Origin of the sequence: Marinobacter sp. (genome assembly GCF_048259445.1) — a bacterium.
Taxonomy (GTDB): Bacteria; Pseudomonadota; Gammaproteobacteria; order Pseudomonadales; family Oleiphilaceae; genus Marinobacter.
This window is the reverse complement of sequence record NZ_JBLXHQ010000007.1, coordinates 1-17,032: the sequence shown is the minus strand read 5'-3', so window position 1 is coordinate 17,032 and position 17,032 is coordinate 1. Positions and strand designations below refer to the sequence as shown.

11 protein-coding genes are annotated in these 17,032 nt (G+C 54.9%); 7 read left to right on the top strand and 4 right to left on the bottom strand.

From position 1 onward, the window contains the following. Positions 1-63: 63 nt before the first annotated feature. A complete protein-coding gene (locus ACN0RL_RS06870; RefSeq protein ID WP_417515055.1) occupies positions 64-438 on the bottom strand; it encodes a hypothetical protein in 375 nt (124 codons plus the stop codon). A 294-nt stretch (positions 439-732) separates the two neighbouring features. Here ACN0RL_RS06870 and ACN0RL_RS06865 point away from each other — a divergent pair, with 294 nt between their 5' ends. Together ACN0RL_RS06865 and ACN0RL_RS06860 are read left to right on the top strand one after the other, a co-directional pair. Next, a complete protein-coding gene (locus ACN0RL_RS06865; RefSeq protein ID WP_417515053.1) occupies positions 733-2,118 on the top strand; it encodes a DNA recombination protein RmuC in 1,386 nt (461 codons plus the stop codon). Positions 2,119-2,123: 5 nt separating this feature from the next. Further along, complete coding sequence (locus tag ACN0RL_RS06860; protein WP_417515051.1) at positions 2,124-2,993, top strand: hypothetical protein; 870 nt, start codon at positions 2,124-2,126, stop codon at positions 2,991-2,993. 5 nt (positions 2,994-2,998) lie between these two features. Here the strand turns inward: ACN0RL_RS06860 and ACN0RL_RS06855 are convergent, their stop codons facing one another. Then, positions 2,999-4,024 carry an AraC family transcriptional regulator gene (locus ACN0RL_RS06855; protein WP_417515049.1) on the bottom strand — a complete coding sequence of 342 codons (1,026 nt, stop codon included), beginning with the start codon at positions 4,022-4,024 and terminating at the stop codon, positions 2,999-3,001. 187 nt (positions 4,025-4,211) lie between these two features. Between ACN0RL_RS06855 and ACN0RL_RS06850 the strand changes: the two genes are divergently transcribed. Next, entirely contained in the window at positions 4,212-5,318 is a 1,107-nt protein-coding gene (locus tag ACN0RL_RS06850; protein ID WP_417515047.1) for a CaiB/BaiF CoA transferase family protein, read from the top strand. Positions 5,319-5,442: 124 nt separating this feature from the next. Further along, on the top strand, positions 5,443-8,127 hold the full coding sequence (locus tag ACN0RL_RS06845) for a penicillin acylase family protein (RefSeq protein ID WP_417515045.1): 2,685 nt from the start codon (positions 5,443-5,445) through the stop codon (positions 8,125-8,127). 346 nt (positions 8,128-8,473) lie between these two features. On the opposite strand, the gene ACN0RL_RS06840 is transcribed toward ACN0RL_RS06845, so the two are convergent. Next, the gene (locus ACN0RL_RS06840; protein ID WP_417515043.1) at positions 8,474-11,329 is read right to left on the bottom strand and encodes an MECDP-synthase; all 2,856 of its coding nucleotides are present in this window, start codon (positions 11,327-11,329) and stop codon (positions 8,474-8,476) included. A gap of 350 nt (positions 11,330-11,679) precedes the next feature. Further along, on the bottom strand, positions 11,680-12,453 hold the full coding sequence (locus ACN0RL_RS06835) for an enoyl-CoA hydratase (RefSeq protein WP_417515041.1): 774 nt from the start codon (positions 12,451-12,453) through the stop codon (positions 11,680-11,682). A 140-nt stretch (positions 12,454-12,593) separates the two neighbouring features. Here ACN0RL_RS06835 and ACN0RL_RS06830 point away from each other — a divergent pair, with 140 nt between their 5' ends. Genes ACN0RL_RS06830 through ACN0RL_RS06820 form a run of 3 tightly spaced genes read left to right on the top strand, consistent with a single transcriptional unit; the run spans position 12,594 to position 16,915 of the window. Beyond that, on the top strand, positions 12,594-13,313 hold the full coding sequence (locus ACN0RL_RS06830) for an ABC transporter ATP-binding protein (RefSeq protein ID WP_417515039.1): 720 nt from the start codon (positions 12,594-12,596) through the stop codon (positions 13,311-13,313). Then, positions 13,310-15,673: an ABC transporter permease gene (locus tag ACN0RL_RS06825; protein ID WP_417515037.1), complete on the top strand. Its 2,364-nt coding sequence runs from the start codon at positions 13,310-13,312 to the stop codon at positions 15,671-15,673. The genes ACN0RL_RS06830 and ACN0RL_RS06825 overlap by 4 nt, the downstream gene beginning before the upstream one ends. Positions 15,674-15,679: 6 nt before the next feature. Continuing rightward, the gene (locus ACN0RL_RS06820) at positions 15,680-16,915 is read left to right on the top strand and encodes an efflux RND transporter periplasmic adaptor subunit (protein ID WP_417515035.1); all 1,236 of its coding nucleotides are present in this window, start codon (positions 15,680-15,682) and stop codon (positions 16,913-16,915) included. Positions 16,916-17,032 lie beyond the last annotated feature (117 nt).

The window sequence follows — 17,032 nt, the reverse complement described above, 5'->3', positions numbered from 1 at the left end:
TAGCGGAGAATATCCGGAGCAGAAGTATACAACAATCGATCTGTGTATTTGCTTTACAGTTGGTTAAGGGGATAGAAAATGACTGCTCCCGAGTACCTCGTCGGAGCGCAGGTATTCCTGGATAACCGGAGAGCAGTTCAGGTAGAACAGGAGCAGCTCCCGCTGTATGTCTTGATCCTGCACTCGCGCAGCAAAGGTGATCAGATCACGCACGGCATCGTCACTGCCGGCTTCTGCGCCTGCAGGGCTCTTACCATATCGGCTTTTGAGCAGGGACGTCAGCCGGTCAAGGTGGTACTCACCCGTGTGGGTTATGTGGGGGAGAATGCGAAACCCGCGAGAGCCGTATAAATCGGGCGTGCGCTCTCTGTACTCATTGCCGGAGCAACCAGTCCGCAGAAAATCCTCGCCCAGCTTTCGCCAGAGTTCTTTGAGCATGATCGTTTGTCCGTTTCAGCTCTGGTTTTGGCTCTGATTAAGCCTGAATGCGGTTAATAAAGCGTAATGCTATCAACCGCAGGCCACTTCTATCCTTGTAATGGATATTACGTCGTGCGTCCAGAGGTGGATTCAGGCGCATTAACAAATTGCCAAATGGTCGCGACACAGGCTGCACTTGCGCGATGCCCTAATAGCATCAAAGAAAAGCCCGGAGTGTTCCGATAGAATGTAATGCGTGCGTAAGTTCACGTTAATCCGGATAGATACGAAAAACTCAAAGGAGTCTTGTTTGTGCCTGAGGCCATCAGCGAATTTATAAACTCCCAGCCGGGATCGGTGGCGGCATTTGTGACTCTGCTGTTGGCAACGTTGATCATTGTTGCCGTGGTTCTGGCAAAGGCCAGGGCGGACAACCGGGCTGCGGGCCTGCAAGCCGATGTGGCAGCACACAGCCGGCGGATTGAAGAGCTGATAGAAGAGCGCCAAAGCCAGCAGGTGAAGATTGATGTGCTCGCCACAGAGCTGGGGGAAGCCCGTGCAGCGCTGAGAGAGCAGCAGGTTATGCTGAAAGAAGAACGGCGATCCGCTTCTGAGAAGCTCACCTTGTTGGAGCATAACCGGGATGCTCTGAAGCAGGAATTTGAAAACCTTGCCAACCGGATTTTTGAGCAAAAAAGTGAACGTTTCACCCAACAGACACGCACGAGCCTGGATAGCTTGCTCAACCCCTTTCGTGATCAGTTGCAGGATTTTCGCAAGCGGGTGGAAGATGTATATACCTCAGAAACCCGGGACCGGCAGGCACTTCGCAGCGAGATTAAATCTCTTCAGGATCTCAACCGGCAAATTACCGAAGAAGCCGCTAACCTTACCCGGGCCCTCAAAGGCGACAAGAAGATTCAGGGGAACTGGGGCGAACTGATCCTCGAGCGGGTTCTGGAGAAATCCGGGCTGCGTAAAGGTATTGAGTACGAAACCCAGGGCAGTTACAGAGATGGCGAAAACCAGCTCCTGAGGCCCGACGTGGTGGTGCACCTTCCGGATAACCGAAATCTGGTTATCGATTCCAAAGTATCCCTTTTGGCCTATCAGAAGTGGGTGATTGAGGAAGATGACAAAGCCCGGCAAGAGGCTTTGAAAAGCCATGTGGAGGCGGTTCGCTCCCATATCCGAACGCTCAGTGAGAAAGACTACAGCCAGCTCGAAGGTTTGCATTCGCCTGACTTTGTCTTTCTGTTCATGCCCATAGAACCGGCATTTGTGGCAGCTTTTCAGCAGGACGAGAACCTTTTCGCAGAAGCCTTTGAACGAAAGATTATTGTAGTAACACCAACAACATTGCTGGCGACGCTACGCACGATTGAAAATATATGGCGATACGAGCGCCAGAGCCAGAACGCCCGTTTGATAGCTGAGCGCGCGGGCGCGGTTTATGACAAACTCAGGGTGTTTGTGGGAGCCATGGAGCGTCTTGGCGGACAACTCCACACTGCTCAGGTTACGTATGATTCAGCCATGAGCACGCTGACCAGGGGGCGGGGCAATCTGATTTCCCAGGCTAACCGGTTTGTTGAGCTTGGAGTGCGGGTTAAGAAGGAGCTGCCAAAAGCCATTACGGATCAGGCAGAGGTGGATGCGGAAGAACAGGCAATTGGTGCAGATAACGAGCAGGAGTAAGTACCATGGCAGTAGAGTTCGGGAATAGCCGTTTATCGGCCTTGAGAATAAAAGGCAGGCAGCTGGCCAGAGTTGTGGTCATCAGCTCCGCGCTTTTGGCAGGGCAGGCTGCTGCACTGGCACCAGAGCATGAAACCCGCCGTTTGATGCTGGCGATCGAAGAATCGGTAGCCGCCGAAAGCTGGGGCGAGGCCAGTGAATATCTGAACCGTCTGCAGCTTCTGGACGCGGAAAAACCGGCCGATTATCACTATTATCGTGGCAGAGTGATGCTGCAGTCTTCTCATTTCAATGAAGCTCAGGCGGCGCTTGAGACCTACGTAACCAGCGCTGGCGTTGAAGGCAGTCATTACCAGAGTGCTCTGAAGCTTATCACCGGAATTGAGCGTGCAAGAAAAGAGAAGGCGCTGGTAACACAGGTTGGCGATGAGGCCCGAGTTGCCGTGATTGAGCCTGCCGGCGACAAACGAACCGCGTCTTTGCGTAAACTGTATCTGGCAGATTCCGATCGCGAAGCGCTTGTTCTGCACCTTAATAGCCTGCTGGGTGTGGCCGGGTGGCGACAGGATCAGGCGGTAGTGCGTCTCGATAGGCCGGCGGATATTGAATACCGTCTGAGCAGCAGTGGTAACGCTATCTCCATTCAGGAAATCCGGCGAAACAGCTCAGGTGGTGTTACGCGAAAAACCGGGCAGATTCCGGTTTTTGGTGTGAATCCGCAAGTCGAGTGGGGCTGTGAGCAAGCAGTGGCGACCTGCTGGGTATATGACCCAAGAGACGGATCTCGCCTGTTTCAGCTTTCGTCAAACCGAAGCCAGGCGGAGGAGATAGCTCAAACGCTGGGTAGACTGATCAGGGAACTGCAGGCCCCCTAGAGCGCCTAACGATCAATCTTCAGATTGCCCCGCTCGCCTTCCCGATAGGCGCCCGGGGTAACGCCTGTCCACTTCTTGAAAGCCCGGTGAAAGGTTGAGGGCTCCGTGAATCCGACTTTCGCTGCGATGTCATTAATCGAGAGTTCTTGTCGGCTCAGGTAGTAAATCGCCATATCCCTGCGCAGTAAATCTTTTATCTCCTGAAACGACGTGTTTTCCTGCTTTAGTCGCCTTCGCAGTGTTTGTGGGCTGGTATGCAGTTCAGTCGCAATCCATTCGAAGTCAGGCAGAGGTTTTGAAAAATCCCGTCCAATGAGGCCTCTGATTCGCCCGGTGAAAGTATTGCTCTCGTCCGGGCGAGATAGAAGATCGGCGGGTGATGTTTTCAGAAACTGAAGCATTTCCGGCCTGTCGCGAATGACCGGTGCCGTCAGAAAGCGTTTATCGAACGTCAGGGCCGTGCAATCGGACTCGAATTCCAGAGGACAATGAAATATGTGGCGATACTCATCGCCATGGGTTGGCCTTGGGTAGTCGAATTCGGCTTTTTCCAGCTCCACCGGCTGGCCGATAAGCCAACTCCCCAAACGGTGCCAGATAACCAGTATGCTCTCTCGCAAAAAGTAATGGGGGTCGTGGATCTCGCCTTCCATGTGAGCAACCAGCCGAACCTTCTGGCTGCCGGTTTCCAGTTTCATGGCAACCATGGGGTCAAACAGCCGGGAGAACTGATACGCCCGGCGATAAACCGCTTCCAGCGTAGGGCAGTCAATAACGAGAGCGCACATAGTGGCAAATGTGCCCACCCGGGCTCGCCGGGGCCCCATGCCCATGAACTCATCATCCATGCGGTTCCAGGCAATCTGTAACAACAAGCTGAATTGGTCGCTGCTGATTCTCGCCATCTCAATGCGCAGGAGATCGGGAGATATACCCGCTTCCCGGAGCATCTCCCCGGTATCAAATCCCAGATGGTTAGCGCCAGCCAGGGCGGCCTGCACAAAGTGCCGTGAAACTGTCAGATCAGACATCTAACTCGCCATTTCATATAAACGAGACCTATCATAAAACCCCCGACCCACAATGCAACCGAAGCGGCTGTAAGAATCGGCTAATTGTAATGGTGCAACAGGCAGTTGGCCTCAATGGGAAAACCGTGCAGCATGGAGCAAATCCCGAACACAATCAGAACAACACATTACATAAAAGGAGAACACCATGGCGGGTCCTTTGACCTCAATGAAGATTCTGGACTTCAGCACCCTGTTACCCGGGCCATACGCCACCATGCTGCTGGCAGATATGGGTGCGGAAGTTCTTAGGGTTGAGGCGCCAGACCGGGTAGACCTTACCCGCGTAATGCCACCCCACGATGCGGGAGTGAGCACCGCCCATGGGTTTCTGAACCGGGGCAAGCAGTCTCTTGCGCTTAACCTTAAAAAAGAAGGCAGCAAGGAAAAGATTCTGGAGCTGGTGAAGGATTACGACATTGTGATTGAGCAGTTCCGCCCCGGTGTGATGGATCGACTGGGTATTGGTTACGACACCCTCAAAGCGATCAACCCCGGGCTTATCTATTGCGCTATTACCGGCTACGGGCAGACCGGCCCCTATAAAGATCGGGCAGGGCATGACATTAACTATCTCTCCCTTTCGGGCGTTAGCAGCCATTGTGGCCGCGAAAAAAGTGGCCCTCCACCTATGGGTATCCAGATTGCTGACGTAGCGGGCGGATCTCACCATGCGGTAATGGGCGTACTCGCAGCCGTGATCCACCGTCAACAAACGGGAGAAGGGCAGTTTGTCGATATCAGCATGACCGACGCTGCCTTTGCGCTTAACGGCATGGCCGGTGCCGCCTGCCTGGCCGGTGGTCAGGAACAGAAGCCTGAAACCAGTTTGCTGAACGGTGGATCCTTCTACGATTACTACCAGACCGAGGACAGCCGCTGGCTCTCTGTGGGCAGCCTGGAGCCTCAGTTCTCCGCAAGGCTGTGCGACATTCTGGAGTTGGCCGATATGAAGAGCTTTGCCCTGAGCCAGAACCCGGAGCACCAGAAATCCTTCAAAGCCGCACTCAGTGAAAAGATACAGCAGAAAACCCTGGCGCAATGGCAGGCTATTTTTGCTGACGCGGATGCTTGTGTAGAACCGGTGCTGACCATTGATGAAGCGGCTGAGCATCCGCAGTTGAAAGCTCGGGATATGGTGATTGGCGTCGATCGAGGTGATGGCACGCTGCAAAGGCAGATTGGGTTTCCGATCAAGTTTGAGAAAACACCTGCAGCAACAACAAAGATTGGGCAGCCCATGGGAGGGAAGTAGCTAAAAAGCCTGATTTGTTGCGAAATAGCCTGAATATAAATTCAGTTTTCTCCACCTTCTGCTAGCTTTAATAGTGTCGCCGGTGACGGCGAATCCCGTATGCAACAATTACAAGGGTGACACTATGCAAACCTGGAATAAACGGGCCGCGCGCACAGCGCGTGGCGCAGCACTGGTGCTGTTGGGTAGTACCATACTCAGTGGCTGTTTCGATGGCAGTAGCTCATCGTCTGGCTCCTCTGAACCTCCACTCGACACAAATCTGTTCCCTGCTGATGGCAAGCTGGAGGCGACTATAAGGAGAACAGAAGGGGGTGTGCCCCATATCAAGGCGGACAACCTGAAGTCGGCGGCCTTTGGGCATGGTTATGCGCAGGCGCAGGATAATGTTTGTCTGTTGGCTGAGGCGATTGTTAAGGCAAGGAGTGAGCGTTCCAAGTACTTTGGGCCCGGGCCGGATGTCCAGTTTGCTCCTGGAGTAAGCGTTGGTCTCAATATTATCAACGACTTCAGCTACAAGGCCCAAAAAATCTATTCCGGCGCTGAGGCGGAGTTTCCGACTCTGAGTGCGGAGAGCCGTGCACTTATTGAAGGCTTTACAGAAGGGTATAATCGCTATGTCAATGAAACCGATACCTCTCAACTCCCTGTAGAATGCGCTGGTCAGGATTGGGTCAAACCGATAGCACCGGTGGATCTCTTGGCTCATTATCGCATTGTCGGTCAATACGCCAGCGGTGCTCTGTTCGCAACGGGCGCCGTATTCTTAGCAGTTCCTCCAGGTGAAAGCCCGGCTCCTGCTCCGGTAAGCTCAATTACCAACGTTGAGGAAGTTAACAAGCTCCTCAAGAGCGTGGTAGCGACCGCAGAAGCTGGCGCGAACTCACAGACCAACTTTGCAGATATGGGGCTCGCCAGTAATGCTTGGGGCATCGGTAGTACCCTGACTGAGCAGGGGCGTGGTGCTCTTCTGGCAAACCCACACTTTCCCTATACAGGACACCGGCGGCTCTATGAGGTTCAGATGACCGTGCCGGGTTACCTGAACGTTCACGGAGCCGGCCTGCTTGGAACGGCCATTCCGCTGATTAACTTCAACGAGAATCTCGCCTGGTCGCACACGGTAACGACCAGTCGTCGTTTCACCTGGTATGAATTGGTGTTGAAGGATGGGGACAACCTGACCTATGTAAAGGATGGTGTTGAAAAGCCAATCACCACCGAGACATACCAGATTGAAGTCAAAATAGACGGTATGCCAGAACCTCTGGTTCTTGAGAGGACCTTCTATTTCTCCGAGTACGGCCCGATGATCGCTGCCAACGCTGTCAGCAATCAATTACCTGCATGGGGTGGCAATGGAGCCCTGAACACGTCCTCAATGGTCGCTCACACTTATCGCGATGCCAATGCAAACACCGGGGGGCTTCTCGATACCTGGTTGGGGATGAGTCGGGCCAGCAACCTGGGGGAGTTCCAGAGTGTCTTCCAGAACTGTGGCTCTACTCTCTGGACGAACACAACCTATGCGGATGACCAGGGTAACGCGTTCTATATCGACAGCAGCTCGGTGCCAAATCTCTCCGAGAAGGCTATTGCACTTGTCAATTTCAGACGGGCAGGCAGTGCAGCATACGCAGGCCTCTTTGATCAGGGTGTAACCTTGCTCGACGGCCGTCTGTCGCAGGAGGATTGGGTTGAAACGGCCTGTGGTTCGCTGACTACATACGATCAGAAACCCAAGCTATTGCGTTCAGACTGGGTTCAGAACTCGAACAGCAGTCACTGGTCGACGAATCCGGATGAATTCCTGACCGGCTTCTCGCCTCTTTTCGGGGATGAAAAAGCGCCGATCAATGCTCGAACCCGGTTAGGCATCAAGATGCTTCAGAATCTGATGGACCCGGGCTTTCCCGGTGCGCCGCTCCCTGCTGGGCAGGACGGGAAATTCAGCGCGGAAGAGCTGATCGGAGTGATCTGGAACAACCGGGCCTGGTATGCAGAGCAGTTCTTGCCGGAGCTTCTTCAGCGTTGCGACGACATTGGTAGCACAGCGGTCAATGGGGTGGATCTGTCTTCCTGGTGTCAGTCCTTGAGCAACTGGGATGGACTCTACAATCTGGATAGCGTGGGTGCTCATATATTTCGGGTTTTCATGGCGAATTACCTGGACGATGTGGATGCTGACCTGACCAAACCTTTCAGCCCTGCTGACCCCGTGGGTACACCTGCTGAGCCATCGCAGGAGAATGCGGGCACGGCAAACGACACAATGCTGCTCGCGCTTGCTGATGGTGTTGCAGCTCTTCAGTCCCAGGCCATTGCACCGACCGATGCTTTGAGTGACCTCCAATACTATCGTGCCTCAGGCGGTGTGGTCCCTGGTTCAGGTGGTACACCTTCATTCCTTACTCAGCCCATCCCATGGCATGGCGGCGATGGCAACATTGATGGCGCCTTCAATGCAATCGGGGTAGTGACCGATCCGTTCCTGGAAGACACCCGCTTCCCGCGGATTGCACCATCAACGATCGACAATACGGCCGGGCTGTCGGACGGTACTGATGGTATTGATGGCTGGTTGATGGCCAGAGGCACGAGCTGGCATTTCGGCTTGGAGTTTACCGACAATGGTCCGGAAGCATACGGACTTGTGAGTTATTCGCAGTCGACGGACTCAATGTCAACGTACTTTAGCGATCAGAGCGAGCAATATTCCAGAAAAGACTATCGCCAGCTGTTTTTCACTGAAGAGGATATTCAGGCGAATCTGTTGCCCCAGGGTGAAACCGTGATCTCTACAGACTAGAGGTTGGGCCATAATGAAAACGCCGCACCCTAACGGATGCGGCGTTTTTTGTTTGTCTGAGCCATGGCCTGGATGTCCAGAAGGGGTAGCTCCGGCATCTCCTGGTGGGCCTTGAGTAAGATTAGTATTTACCGTTCTCGTCTTTTCCCTTTCTTCTTGAGTAGCTATCCGAGGGTCGTCAAGAGACCCTCTGAAACCGTCTCTCTGATATGTGGATTTTTACCTTGTTACAAGAGTCCTGACTTATGGGAGGTGCGCCAGGTTCTAATGTTAGCTTCTCGCCACGGTTGTGTACCCCAAAAAAAGCCCCGGCATCGCCGGGGCTTGGTCGCTAGGGGGCTAGACCTTACCGAGGAAGCTGCTCGTCCTGATCAAGTGCATTGGCCAGCGTTGGGCTGGTTCCCAGTGCGTCAATGTTGCTAGGTGTTGCCGGGACAGACAGGCCGCTCAAAGCACGGCCGGTTTGGGTGACCATTACTGTGAAGGCGTCGGTGGTAACTGCGAACCCACCCGGGCAAGCAGCATTCGGTACCTGAGGTGCAACAAAGGTGCCGTGATTGGCGGTGGAGCATGGGTTGCTACCATCGAAGAAGACACCAACTGGCGTGCCCGCTCCAGAGGTATCGCCCGCCTGAAGCAGATTCAGGTCAACTCCGTCAGCAAGGTTGGTACCACCGGCGCCCAGGTCCAAAAGTGCCATCAGAGGCTCTGTACCGGTTAGCGGAGCGGAGAATGCCGGGCTCAGAGGATTCACGTTCGCCTCGTTGGGAACCGTGCTGTCGCCAACGACTTCTGTGACCAGCAGGTTGCTTGTAGACGCGCCAAGTCCCTTGGCAAAGCTTACCGGATCACCCGCGTCGGAGACTGACTGGAACACGTAGAAGAAACTCTCGAAATCAGAGGTTCCCTGCGTCACGCCGGCGTTAGCCAGTCCGCCGAGAACCCGGCCAGAGAAGGCTGGCGAGTTCTCGATCAAACGAGTGACCTGGCCGCTGGTGTTGTGGAGGACGACGCTACTCAGCTTAGGGAAGCTGAAGCTGCTAAGCGGAGCCCCGGCTTGAGCGTAAATTCCGTTCAGAGTGCCGTTAAGCGTTGGATCGTTTGCAAGAGCCGAGAATACTGTGCCTGAAATACCGCCCAGCGAATGACCAATAAAGTTCACAGGAACCCCTGCAAGGTCTCCCGGCATGAAATCCTTATTGATATCGAAGGTCTGGATCGATGCCGCTACGTTCAGCAGATCAACCACACCCTGGCGCAGGTTGTCACGGCTGTTCATCATGTTCAGCGGGTTGATAAACAGGCTACCGGATGATATCGATGCCAGATCCGCCGCGACAGGCTGCAATGACGCGTTGGCAGTGAAGCCAAAGTGTCTTTCACCAATGTAGTCAGCAGAAATCAGCGCATTAAGTTGGGCAATCACAGGCGCCAAAGCAGTATTGTTCTGTGCTTCGAGGCCTTGGATGGTTGCCTGAACGGTTGCGGTCAGGGTTGCTTCATCAAGCTCTGCCAGGCCGGCAACTGTCCCAGTGCTTGCTCCTGCCAAGCCATGAAGCGGCTGATCGATAGCAACGATTGTTTGACAGGCGCTCTGTGCCAGCAAAATGGCCGGTAGCATTGAAACACTGCGGTCCACCGTAATTCCGTGCTGGAAGATGGTCACGCCATTCGGCTTAGTGCTATCAACACATGTTGCAGGGCGAGAAGTGGTTGATGGGTTGAAAACAACCACTGGCACCGTTGTGTCAGCGTTCTTTTGCGGGAATGGGAAGTAACCATTCACGTTCAAGGAACCGTCTATGTCCCGCAAGAACGAGAAGATAGTCTGGCCTGGTGCCAGGTTTTCATTCAGGTCCGCTTCCAGACTGGTGCTACCGCTCCAGCTGCCAGTAACGATACCTGCGCCGGTTTCACCCGGAAGCGACTGAAAATATGGCAGGGTGATTGCGCCCTGGGAGACTTCGACCTGTTGCGCAGCCTGGGCGATTGCATTGGTTGGATCCAGAGCTGCAAGACCTTGAATCGTAGCAAGGTCAGCTGCCTGCTCCGCCTCATAGAAAAACGAAGGGCGGGGAACAGGCAAGTGAAGCTTGTCACCAATTTCTGCGCCGATAGCCGCTTGCAAGTCAGCTGGCTCGGTGAGGGGTGTTATCGTCGACAGTGCAGTGATGGATGCCAGCTCCTGAGCGGTCAGAGTTGCCGGGTCAAGCTGGCCGGCGCCGAGTTGTGCTGCGAGGGTGGCGATTTTACCGAGTTGTGTCGTCAGTTCAGAGAAGTTCAGTTCCGGGTAGTTGTCTCTGACAGCTTTCAGCTGCGCTGTAAAACCGATTTTCTGGCCAAGATCCGTTCCAAATGCGGCAGGCGCCATCATGGCACGCAGCACGTCCGTATCGGAATTTGTCGTAAAGGTATATGCCAGTGCGGATTCGGGAGTGTCCTGTGGAACCGCCTGGGCGAGAAAGCCGTTCGCCAGAGCAGCGGAAGCCTGGAGAATCGATTTTACGTTGGCGAGGGCCGGGTTGCCCAAAACACCATCTGCCAGATTGACGTCTTCAACAGATCTTTCAATGGGCTGTCCGTCAGCGCCAACGATACTGTTGGTAGCTACCACCAGGTATTTTTGGCCTTCGGCGAGAGGTTCTAACGGAACCACTCGGATAGCGTTGTCGCTACCACCATCGATGCTGACTACGTTCGCACGGAAGTTGGGGATTGATGCGAGGTCAAACGGATTATCCACGTCGATATTTGACGGGTTGGTGTTCGGGAGCGCTCCAGGAACACCCTCAACCTGATCGTTAACGTTAAGCGGTAGCAAGAAAACAGTAGCCCCGGCCTGAACGGATAACGGGTTGAGTGAACCATCGAACTTCAGAGTAAATGCCCCGGAGGCCGAGAAACCGGAAAGCTCGTTTACCGCGTCATCCGCTGGTGAGTTGCCAGTGGAAAGACCAGTGAAATCATAGTTGGCACTCTGGGTTGCGCCTAGCAACAGAATCAGGTCTGCGTTAATCGGAAACTTGGGCTCAGCCGCAATCGGGTTCGGATTGTAAATCGGTCGTACGATTGATCGATCAATCGTCGTATCATTAATCTTATAATCCGGATTAGCATTCGCCCCTTCGTCGCCGCTGCTAAGGCAGCCTGTCAGCCCAAGGGAAGACGCCACGGCAAGACTTATTAGAGTTTTCTTGAACATGGGTGGAACCTTTTCCTGTTGTTGTATCGTTATGTTCGGCAACTAACGGGGCCGGTCTGATGCGGTAAACCCGATGTCAGTGGCCTGTTCTGCTTAAACGGTTGTCTGAAATTGTAGCCAGCGCTTCAAGCCAATTTCTGTATTTATGACTATAGCGCCACTATTGCCAGTGTTGATCAGCCAAAAGTGTGATTCTTACTAATTGATCCCTCCTCGCACAAAGGGGAATTCGGCTTTATTGAAAAGTAGATGGCCGGGAGATGTTTGTCGAGCCCAAGCTGACGATATGTAGGGGGTTTTACAAAATGTATCAATTGCCCGCCAGCGCATGCGTGCTGGCGGGCAAGGAATTATTTAAAGCGCGAGAAATCCGGCTTGCGCTTTTGCATGAAAGCGCCCAAGGCTTCGGCCGCTTCCGGTGATTTAAGGCGGTCAGCAAACAGTTCGCCTTCGGTCAGCATGGTCGCGGTAAGTTCTTCGTGGGTAGGGCGGCTCAGAAGCTTTTTTGTGGCCCGGATGGCGGCTGGTGGCTGCATGGTAAGCCGCTGGCAGGCCCCGATAGCTGTGGTTTCGGTTTCGTGCGGGGCGCACACGCGGTTAATCAGCCCAAGACGGTAGGCATCGTCTGCACTGAAGGCATCGCCCAGCATCAGGAGCTCTGCTGCACGCACCCGGCCAATCCAGGAAGGCAGTAACAGGCTGGACCCGCCTTCAGGGCAAAGGCCGAGGCTGGCAAACGGCATCTGGAAGCGGGCGTTGGTGCCGGCGAACACCATATCGCAGTGCAAAAGCATGGTGGTGCCAATGCCCACAGCTGGCCCGTTCACGGCTACCACTACCGGTTTGGCGGCGTTAGCCAGAAGAAACAGAAAGCGGCCTACGGGAGTTTCTGTGAAGGCACCTTTCAAACCACTGGCAAAATCACTCAGGTCGTTGCCTGCGGTAAAACACTCGTCACTGCCCGTAAACATTACACAGCGGATATCGGCATCTGAATCGGCCTGTTCAATCGCATCTCCCAACGTGGTGTACATGGCATGGGTGAGCGCGTTCTTGCGCTCCGGGCGGTTAATGCGAACGGTCAGAATCCTGTTGTTGATTTCGGTTTGAATAAAGTCTGTCACGATGTCTCCTGATGTGCTTTTTTATCATTTGATTAGGATGATACCTTTTTTGGGGCGTTTGTTAATAAAAGTGTCGTTCAACAATAACTGGATGCAGAAGGTTTGTTCATCACCGCGGAGAAACAAGTAAGATGGGAGCTATGTCGTATAAAGAGAGCGCTGTCGCTTATCGCATTCAGGGTTTGACCAAGGTCTATGGTGAGGGTCCTGCGGCCGTTCATGCTCTTCGTGGTGTTGACCTGGAGATCCCCGCTGGCGAGCTCGTGGTGCTGCTCGGCCCCTCGGGAAGCGGCAAATCCACGCTGCTCAATATTATCGGTGGATTGGATCGAGCCACTGACGGGCAAGTATTCTTTCAGGATCAGCAATTGACGGCTTTTTCCGATGCGCAGCTCACGCGCTATCGGCGGGATCACGTCGGCTTTGTGTTTCAGTTCTACAACCTAATGCCAAGCCTGACGGCCCATGAAAACGTCGAGCTGGTTACCGAGATCGCGCGCGATCCAATGAACCCCGATGACGCGCTCGCCCTCGTTGGCCTGCATGCGCGAACTGACCACTTCCCCGCACAGATGTCCGGCGGTGAGCAGCAGCGGGTCGCTATTGCACGTGCCATTGCGAAGCAGCCAACGGTATTGTTCTGCGATGAGCCTACCGGCGCCCTGGACAGCGCAACGGGCCGGTCCGTGCTTAAGGTACTCAAAGATGTTAACGAGCGGCTCGGCGCAACGGTGCTGATTGTTACCCACGCGGCGGCCACTGCCGCCATGGCCGACCGGGTAATCCACTTCGCCGATGGGGCGATACGTGAGGTAGTCGTCAACAAGACCAAACTCACACCCGAGGAAATCCACTGGTGAGTCCGCTTGACCGCAAGCTGCTTCGCGACCTGTGGCGCATCAAGGGCCAGGCTGTCGCTATTGGCGCGGTTATCGGAGTCGGCGTGCTGATGCTGGTCATGATGACGGGCCTCGTTACTTCTCTGGATGAAACACGGAACACCTATTACGAACGCTATCGCCTGGCCGATATTTTTGCTCCGGTGACACGTGCACCCGACCGCCTGATCGCCGATCTGGCAGCTATTCCCGGCGTGTCTGCCGCTGAAGGACGGGTTGTTGGCAGCGCGCTGATCGATCTGCCCGGGTTGGACTTGCCCTTGCAGGCTCGAGCCGTTTCGTTACCTGATTTCGGAGAACCGAGGCTCAATGACGTCTATTTGAGCGCCGGCCGTCGACTGGATAGCGATCGTGCGAATGAAATTCTATTGCTTCAGGGATTCGCTCTAGCTCACGGTCTTGAGCCAGGCGATACCCTCTCCGCCACTATGCACGGTGCCCGACGCACCTTTCGGATCGTAGGGCTCGCGCGGTCGCCGGAGTTTCTCTATACCACCCCGCCCGGTGAGCTTGCCCCCGACGACAGTCGCTTTGGTGTGATCTGGATGAGCCGTATGGCGCTCTCTGCGGCCTACGATATGGAAGGTGCCTTCAATCAGGCGCTCCTTTCCATAGGTCGCAATGCTGAACAGGCGGCCGTTCTTGATGCGGTGGATCGCGTCCTTGATGCCAATGGCGGGCTGGGTGCCTATGGGCTAGAGGATCATGAGTCGAACCGTTTTATAAGTGAAGAAATTGACGGTCTGCGCGTCATGAGCACCGGTGTACCGCCCATTTTTCTGGCGGTGGCGGCCTTTCTGCTATATATGGTGGTCTCACGCATGGTTCAGTCAGAGCGCGAGCAGATCGGGTTGATGAAGGCATTCGGCTACACAAACGCCGAGGTGGGTGTGCACTATTTCAAATTGATTCTGGCCATTGCCATTGGCGGCGCTCTGGCCGGATGTTTGGTCGGCATTGCAGCTGGGCGGGTGCTGGTCGACGTCTATCTTGAGTATTTCAGGTTTCCGTTTTTAGTCTTTCAACTCGATCCAAAATCATTTGTTATCGGCTTTGGGGTCAGCGTGCTAGCCGCATCGGCAGGCGGTTTGGTTGTCCTGCGCAACGTCTTTGCGCTGACGCCTGCCACGGCCATGCGCCCACCCGCCCCGCAGGATTACAGCCGCTCCGGGCGGATCGGGCACTTCCTTAACAAGCTGCTTGATCAGCCCAGCCGCATGGTATTGAGGCGAGTGACGCGACAGCCAGCGCGCATGGCGGGGGCTGTTATCGGTATCGCGTCCGGGATGGCTTTGTCGGTCGCTATGATCTCCATTCTTTCCGGCTTTGACCGCACCATCGATCTGACCTTCAACGTCGTGGACCGCAGCGACGTAACCGTCACCTTCACAGAGGTTATGTCTGACAAGGCCATTCTGGAGCTTAAGCGTATGCCCGGCATCATCGAGGTTGAGCCGATACGCATTGTGCCCGCCGTGCTGCGCAACGGGCGTAAAACCTATCGCGGTGCAATCAACGGGCTGGTAGCGGAGCCCCGCCTCAATCGGGCGATAGATAAAGATGTAACCACAATTTTCATGCGCCAGGAGGGTGCCATCCTCGCCAGTGCGCTTGCAGACATTCTCGGTATTAAACCGGGTGAAACACTCACCGTCGATGTGCGAGAGGGGCGCCAGCCGGTGTTTGATATCCCGGTAATCGGCATCGCGGAGACGCTTCTGGGTTCCCCCGCCTTTATGGAACTTGAGGCTCTCAACAGGGTTCTTCGTGAGCCGAATCGTGTGTCGGGTGCCTATCTGCGGATTGATGCAACACAAAGCGATCAAATCTATCGTCAGCTTAAAGACATGCCAACCGTGGCCGGTGTCAGCCTCAAAACCGATGCACGTATTGCATTTCAGAAGTTGATGGATACCAGTGCTGGCGCCATGCGCTACATCATGGCCGCTATCGCAGCCATCATCACCTTTGGTGTTGTGTACAATGCCGCTCGTATCGCCTACGCAGAGCGTGCGCGTGATCTCGCCAGCCTGCGAGTCATCGGCTTCACCAAGGGCGAGACGGCCTTCGTCCTGCTGGGAGAGCTCGCAGCCGTCACGCTGCTCGCGCTGCCCCTTGGTTCAATCCTTGGCTACTTTCTGTCCTTCGGCATTGCCGCGGGCTTCAGCACGGACCTTTATCAAATCCCAGCTGTTTTTACCCCCGAGAGCTATGGCACGGCGGTATTGGCCGTCGTCATGGCGACCGTCATGTCTGGCTGGTTGGTGAAACGGGACATCGACCGGGCAGACCTGATCATTGCCCTGAAAACCGGAGACTAGATTCACATGGCACGTAAACGATCACGCTTGTTTTTAACCGTTGTGACGATCGTCGTCCTCGGTGCGGCTCTGTCTTTCGCTTTCTGGCCCCGGGCAACGAAGGTCGATATCGGGAGTATCACAACGGATACCATGATGGTCACGATCGACGAAGAAGGGCGCACGCGTGTGCGCGACGCGTATGTAATCTCTACCCCTGTCGCCGGTCGACTCCTGCGCGTGGAGGTTGACCCTGGAGATCCGGTTGAAAAAAATGAAACCATTGTGGCGCAAATGCGGCCCACCAACCCGGCGGTACTGGATGTACGCAGCCGTGAGCAAGCCCGGTCTGCCGAGGCTGCCGCCAACGCGGCGCTGCGTCTTGCTCGCGCCGAACTCAACCGCGCTATTGCAGATCAGGAATTGGCTGATACCAATCTGAAACGAATTCGGACGCTTCGTGAGAAAGGTACTGTCAGCCAGGCTGAGTTGGACCGTGCGGTTCATGAAACACGCGCCACCCAAGCCGCCTTCGATACAGCCAAAGCCGTAATCGAGGTAAGGCAGGCTGAGCTGGAAAATGCGCGGGCACAACTAATGGGGTTTGATGATGAACAACGGCTAGGCACCACGGGTCCCAATAACGTGCCTATTAGTGAAATACCTATCCGGGCGCCCATCAGCGGGCAAGTGTTGCGCATCATTCAGCAGAGCGAGACGACCCTTCCTGTAGGGGCAGCCATCATGGAAGTTGGCAATGTTGATAGTGATCTCGAAGTGCTCGTCGAACTCCTGTCCACAGACGCAGTGCAAGTGGCTCCGGGTGATCAGGTTCGCATCGAAAAGTGGGGTGGCCCCGGCGCTCTGAGCGCCACTGTGGCCCGAGTAGATCCCTGGGGCTTCACCAAGTACTCCGCACTCGGTGTTGAGGAGCAGCGCGTCAATACGATTATCCGCTTTGATGACGCCAGCCCGGTTCATTCCGGCTTGGGCCACGGCTTCCGCGTGGAAGCAAGAATTATTGTCTGGAAACAAGACGACGCGCTGGTTGTGCCGTCGAGTGCGCTATTTCGCGAAGGGCAAGATTGGGCTGTTTTTCTTGTCGAGGACGATATCGCAAAGTTGCGCCGGGTCGATATCGGACACAACAACGGCATTCAGGCTCAGGTGCTTAAGGGGCTGGAGTCTGGTGATCGCGTGATCCTGTTTCCAGCCTCTGGCCTGAGTGATGGTATGCGTGTGGCGCAGCGAGAGTCTCTTTAGAGAATGCGCCAGGCCAATCATATTGTTGCATTCGACCTCTGAAAACGACAAAAAGCTTCGCCTTCTGTCGGATCCCGCGCTCTTGCGAATTTCTGGTAAACTGTGCCACCTGTTTTT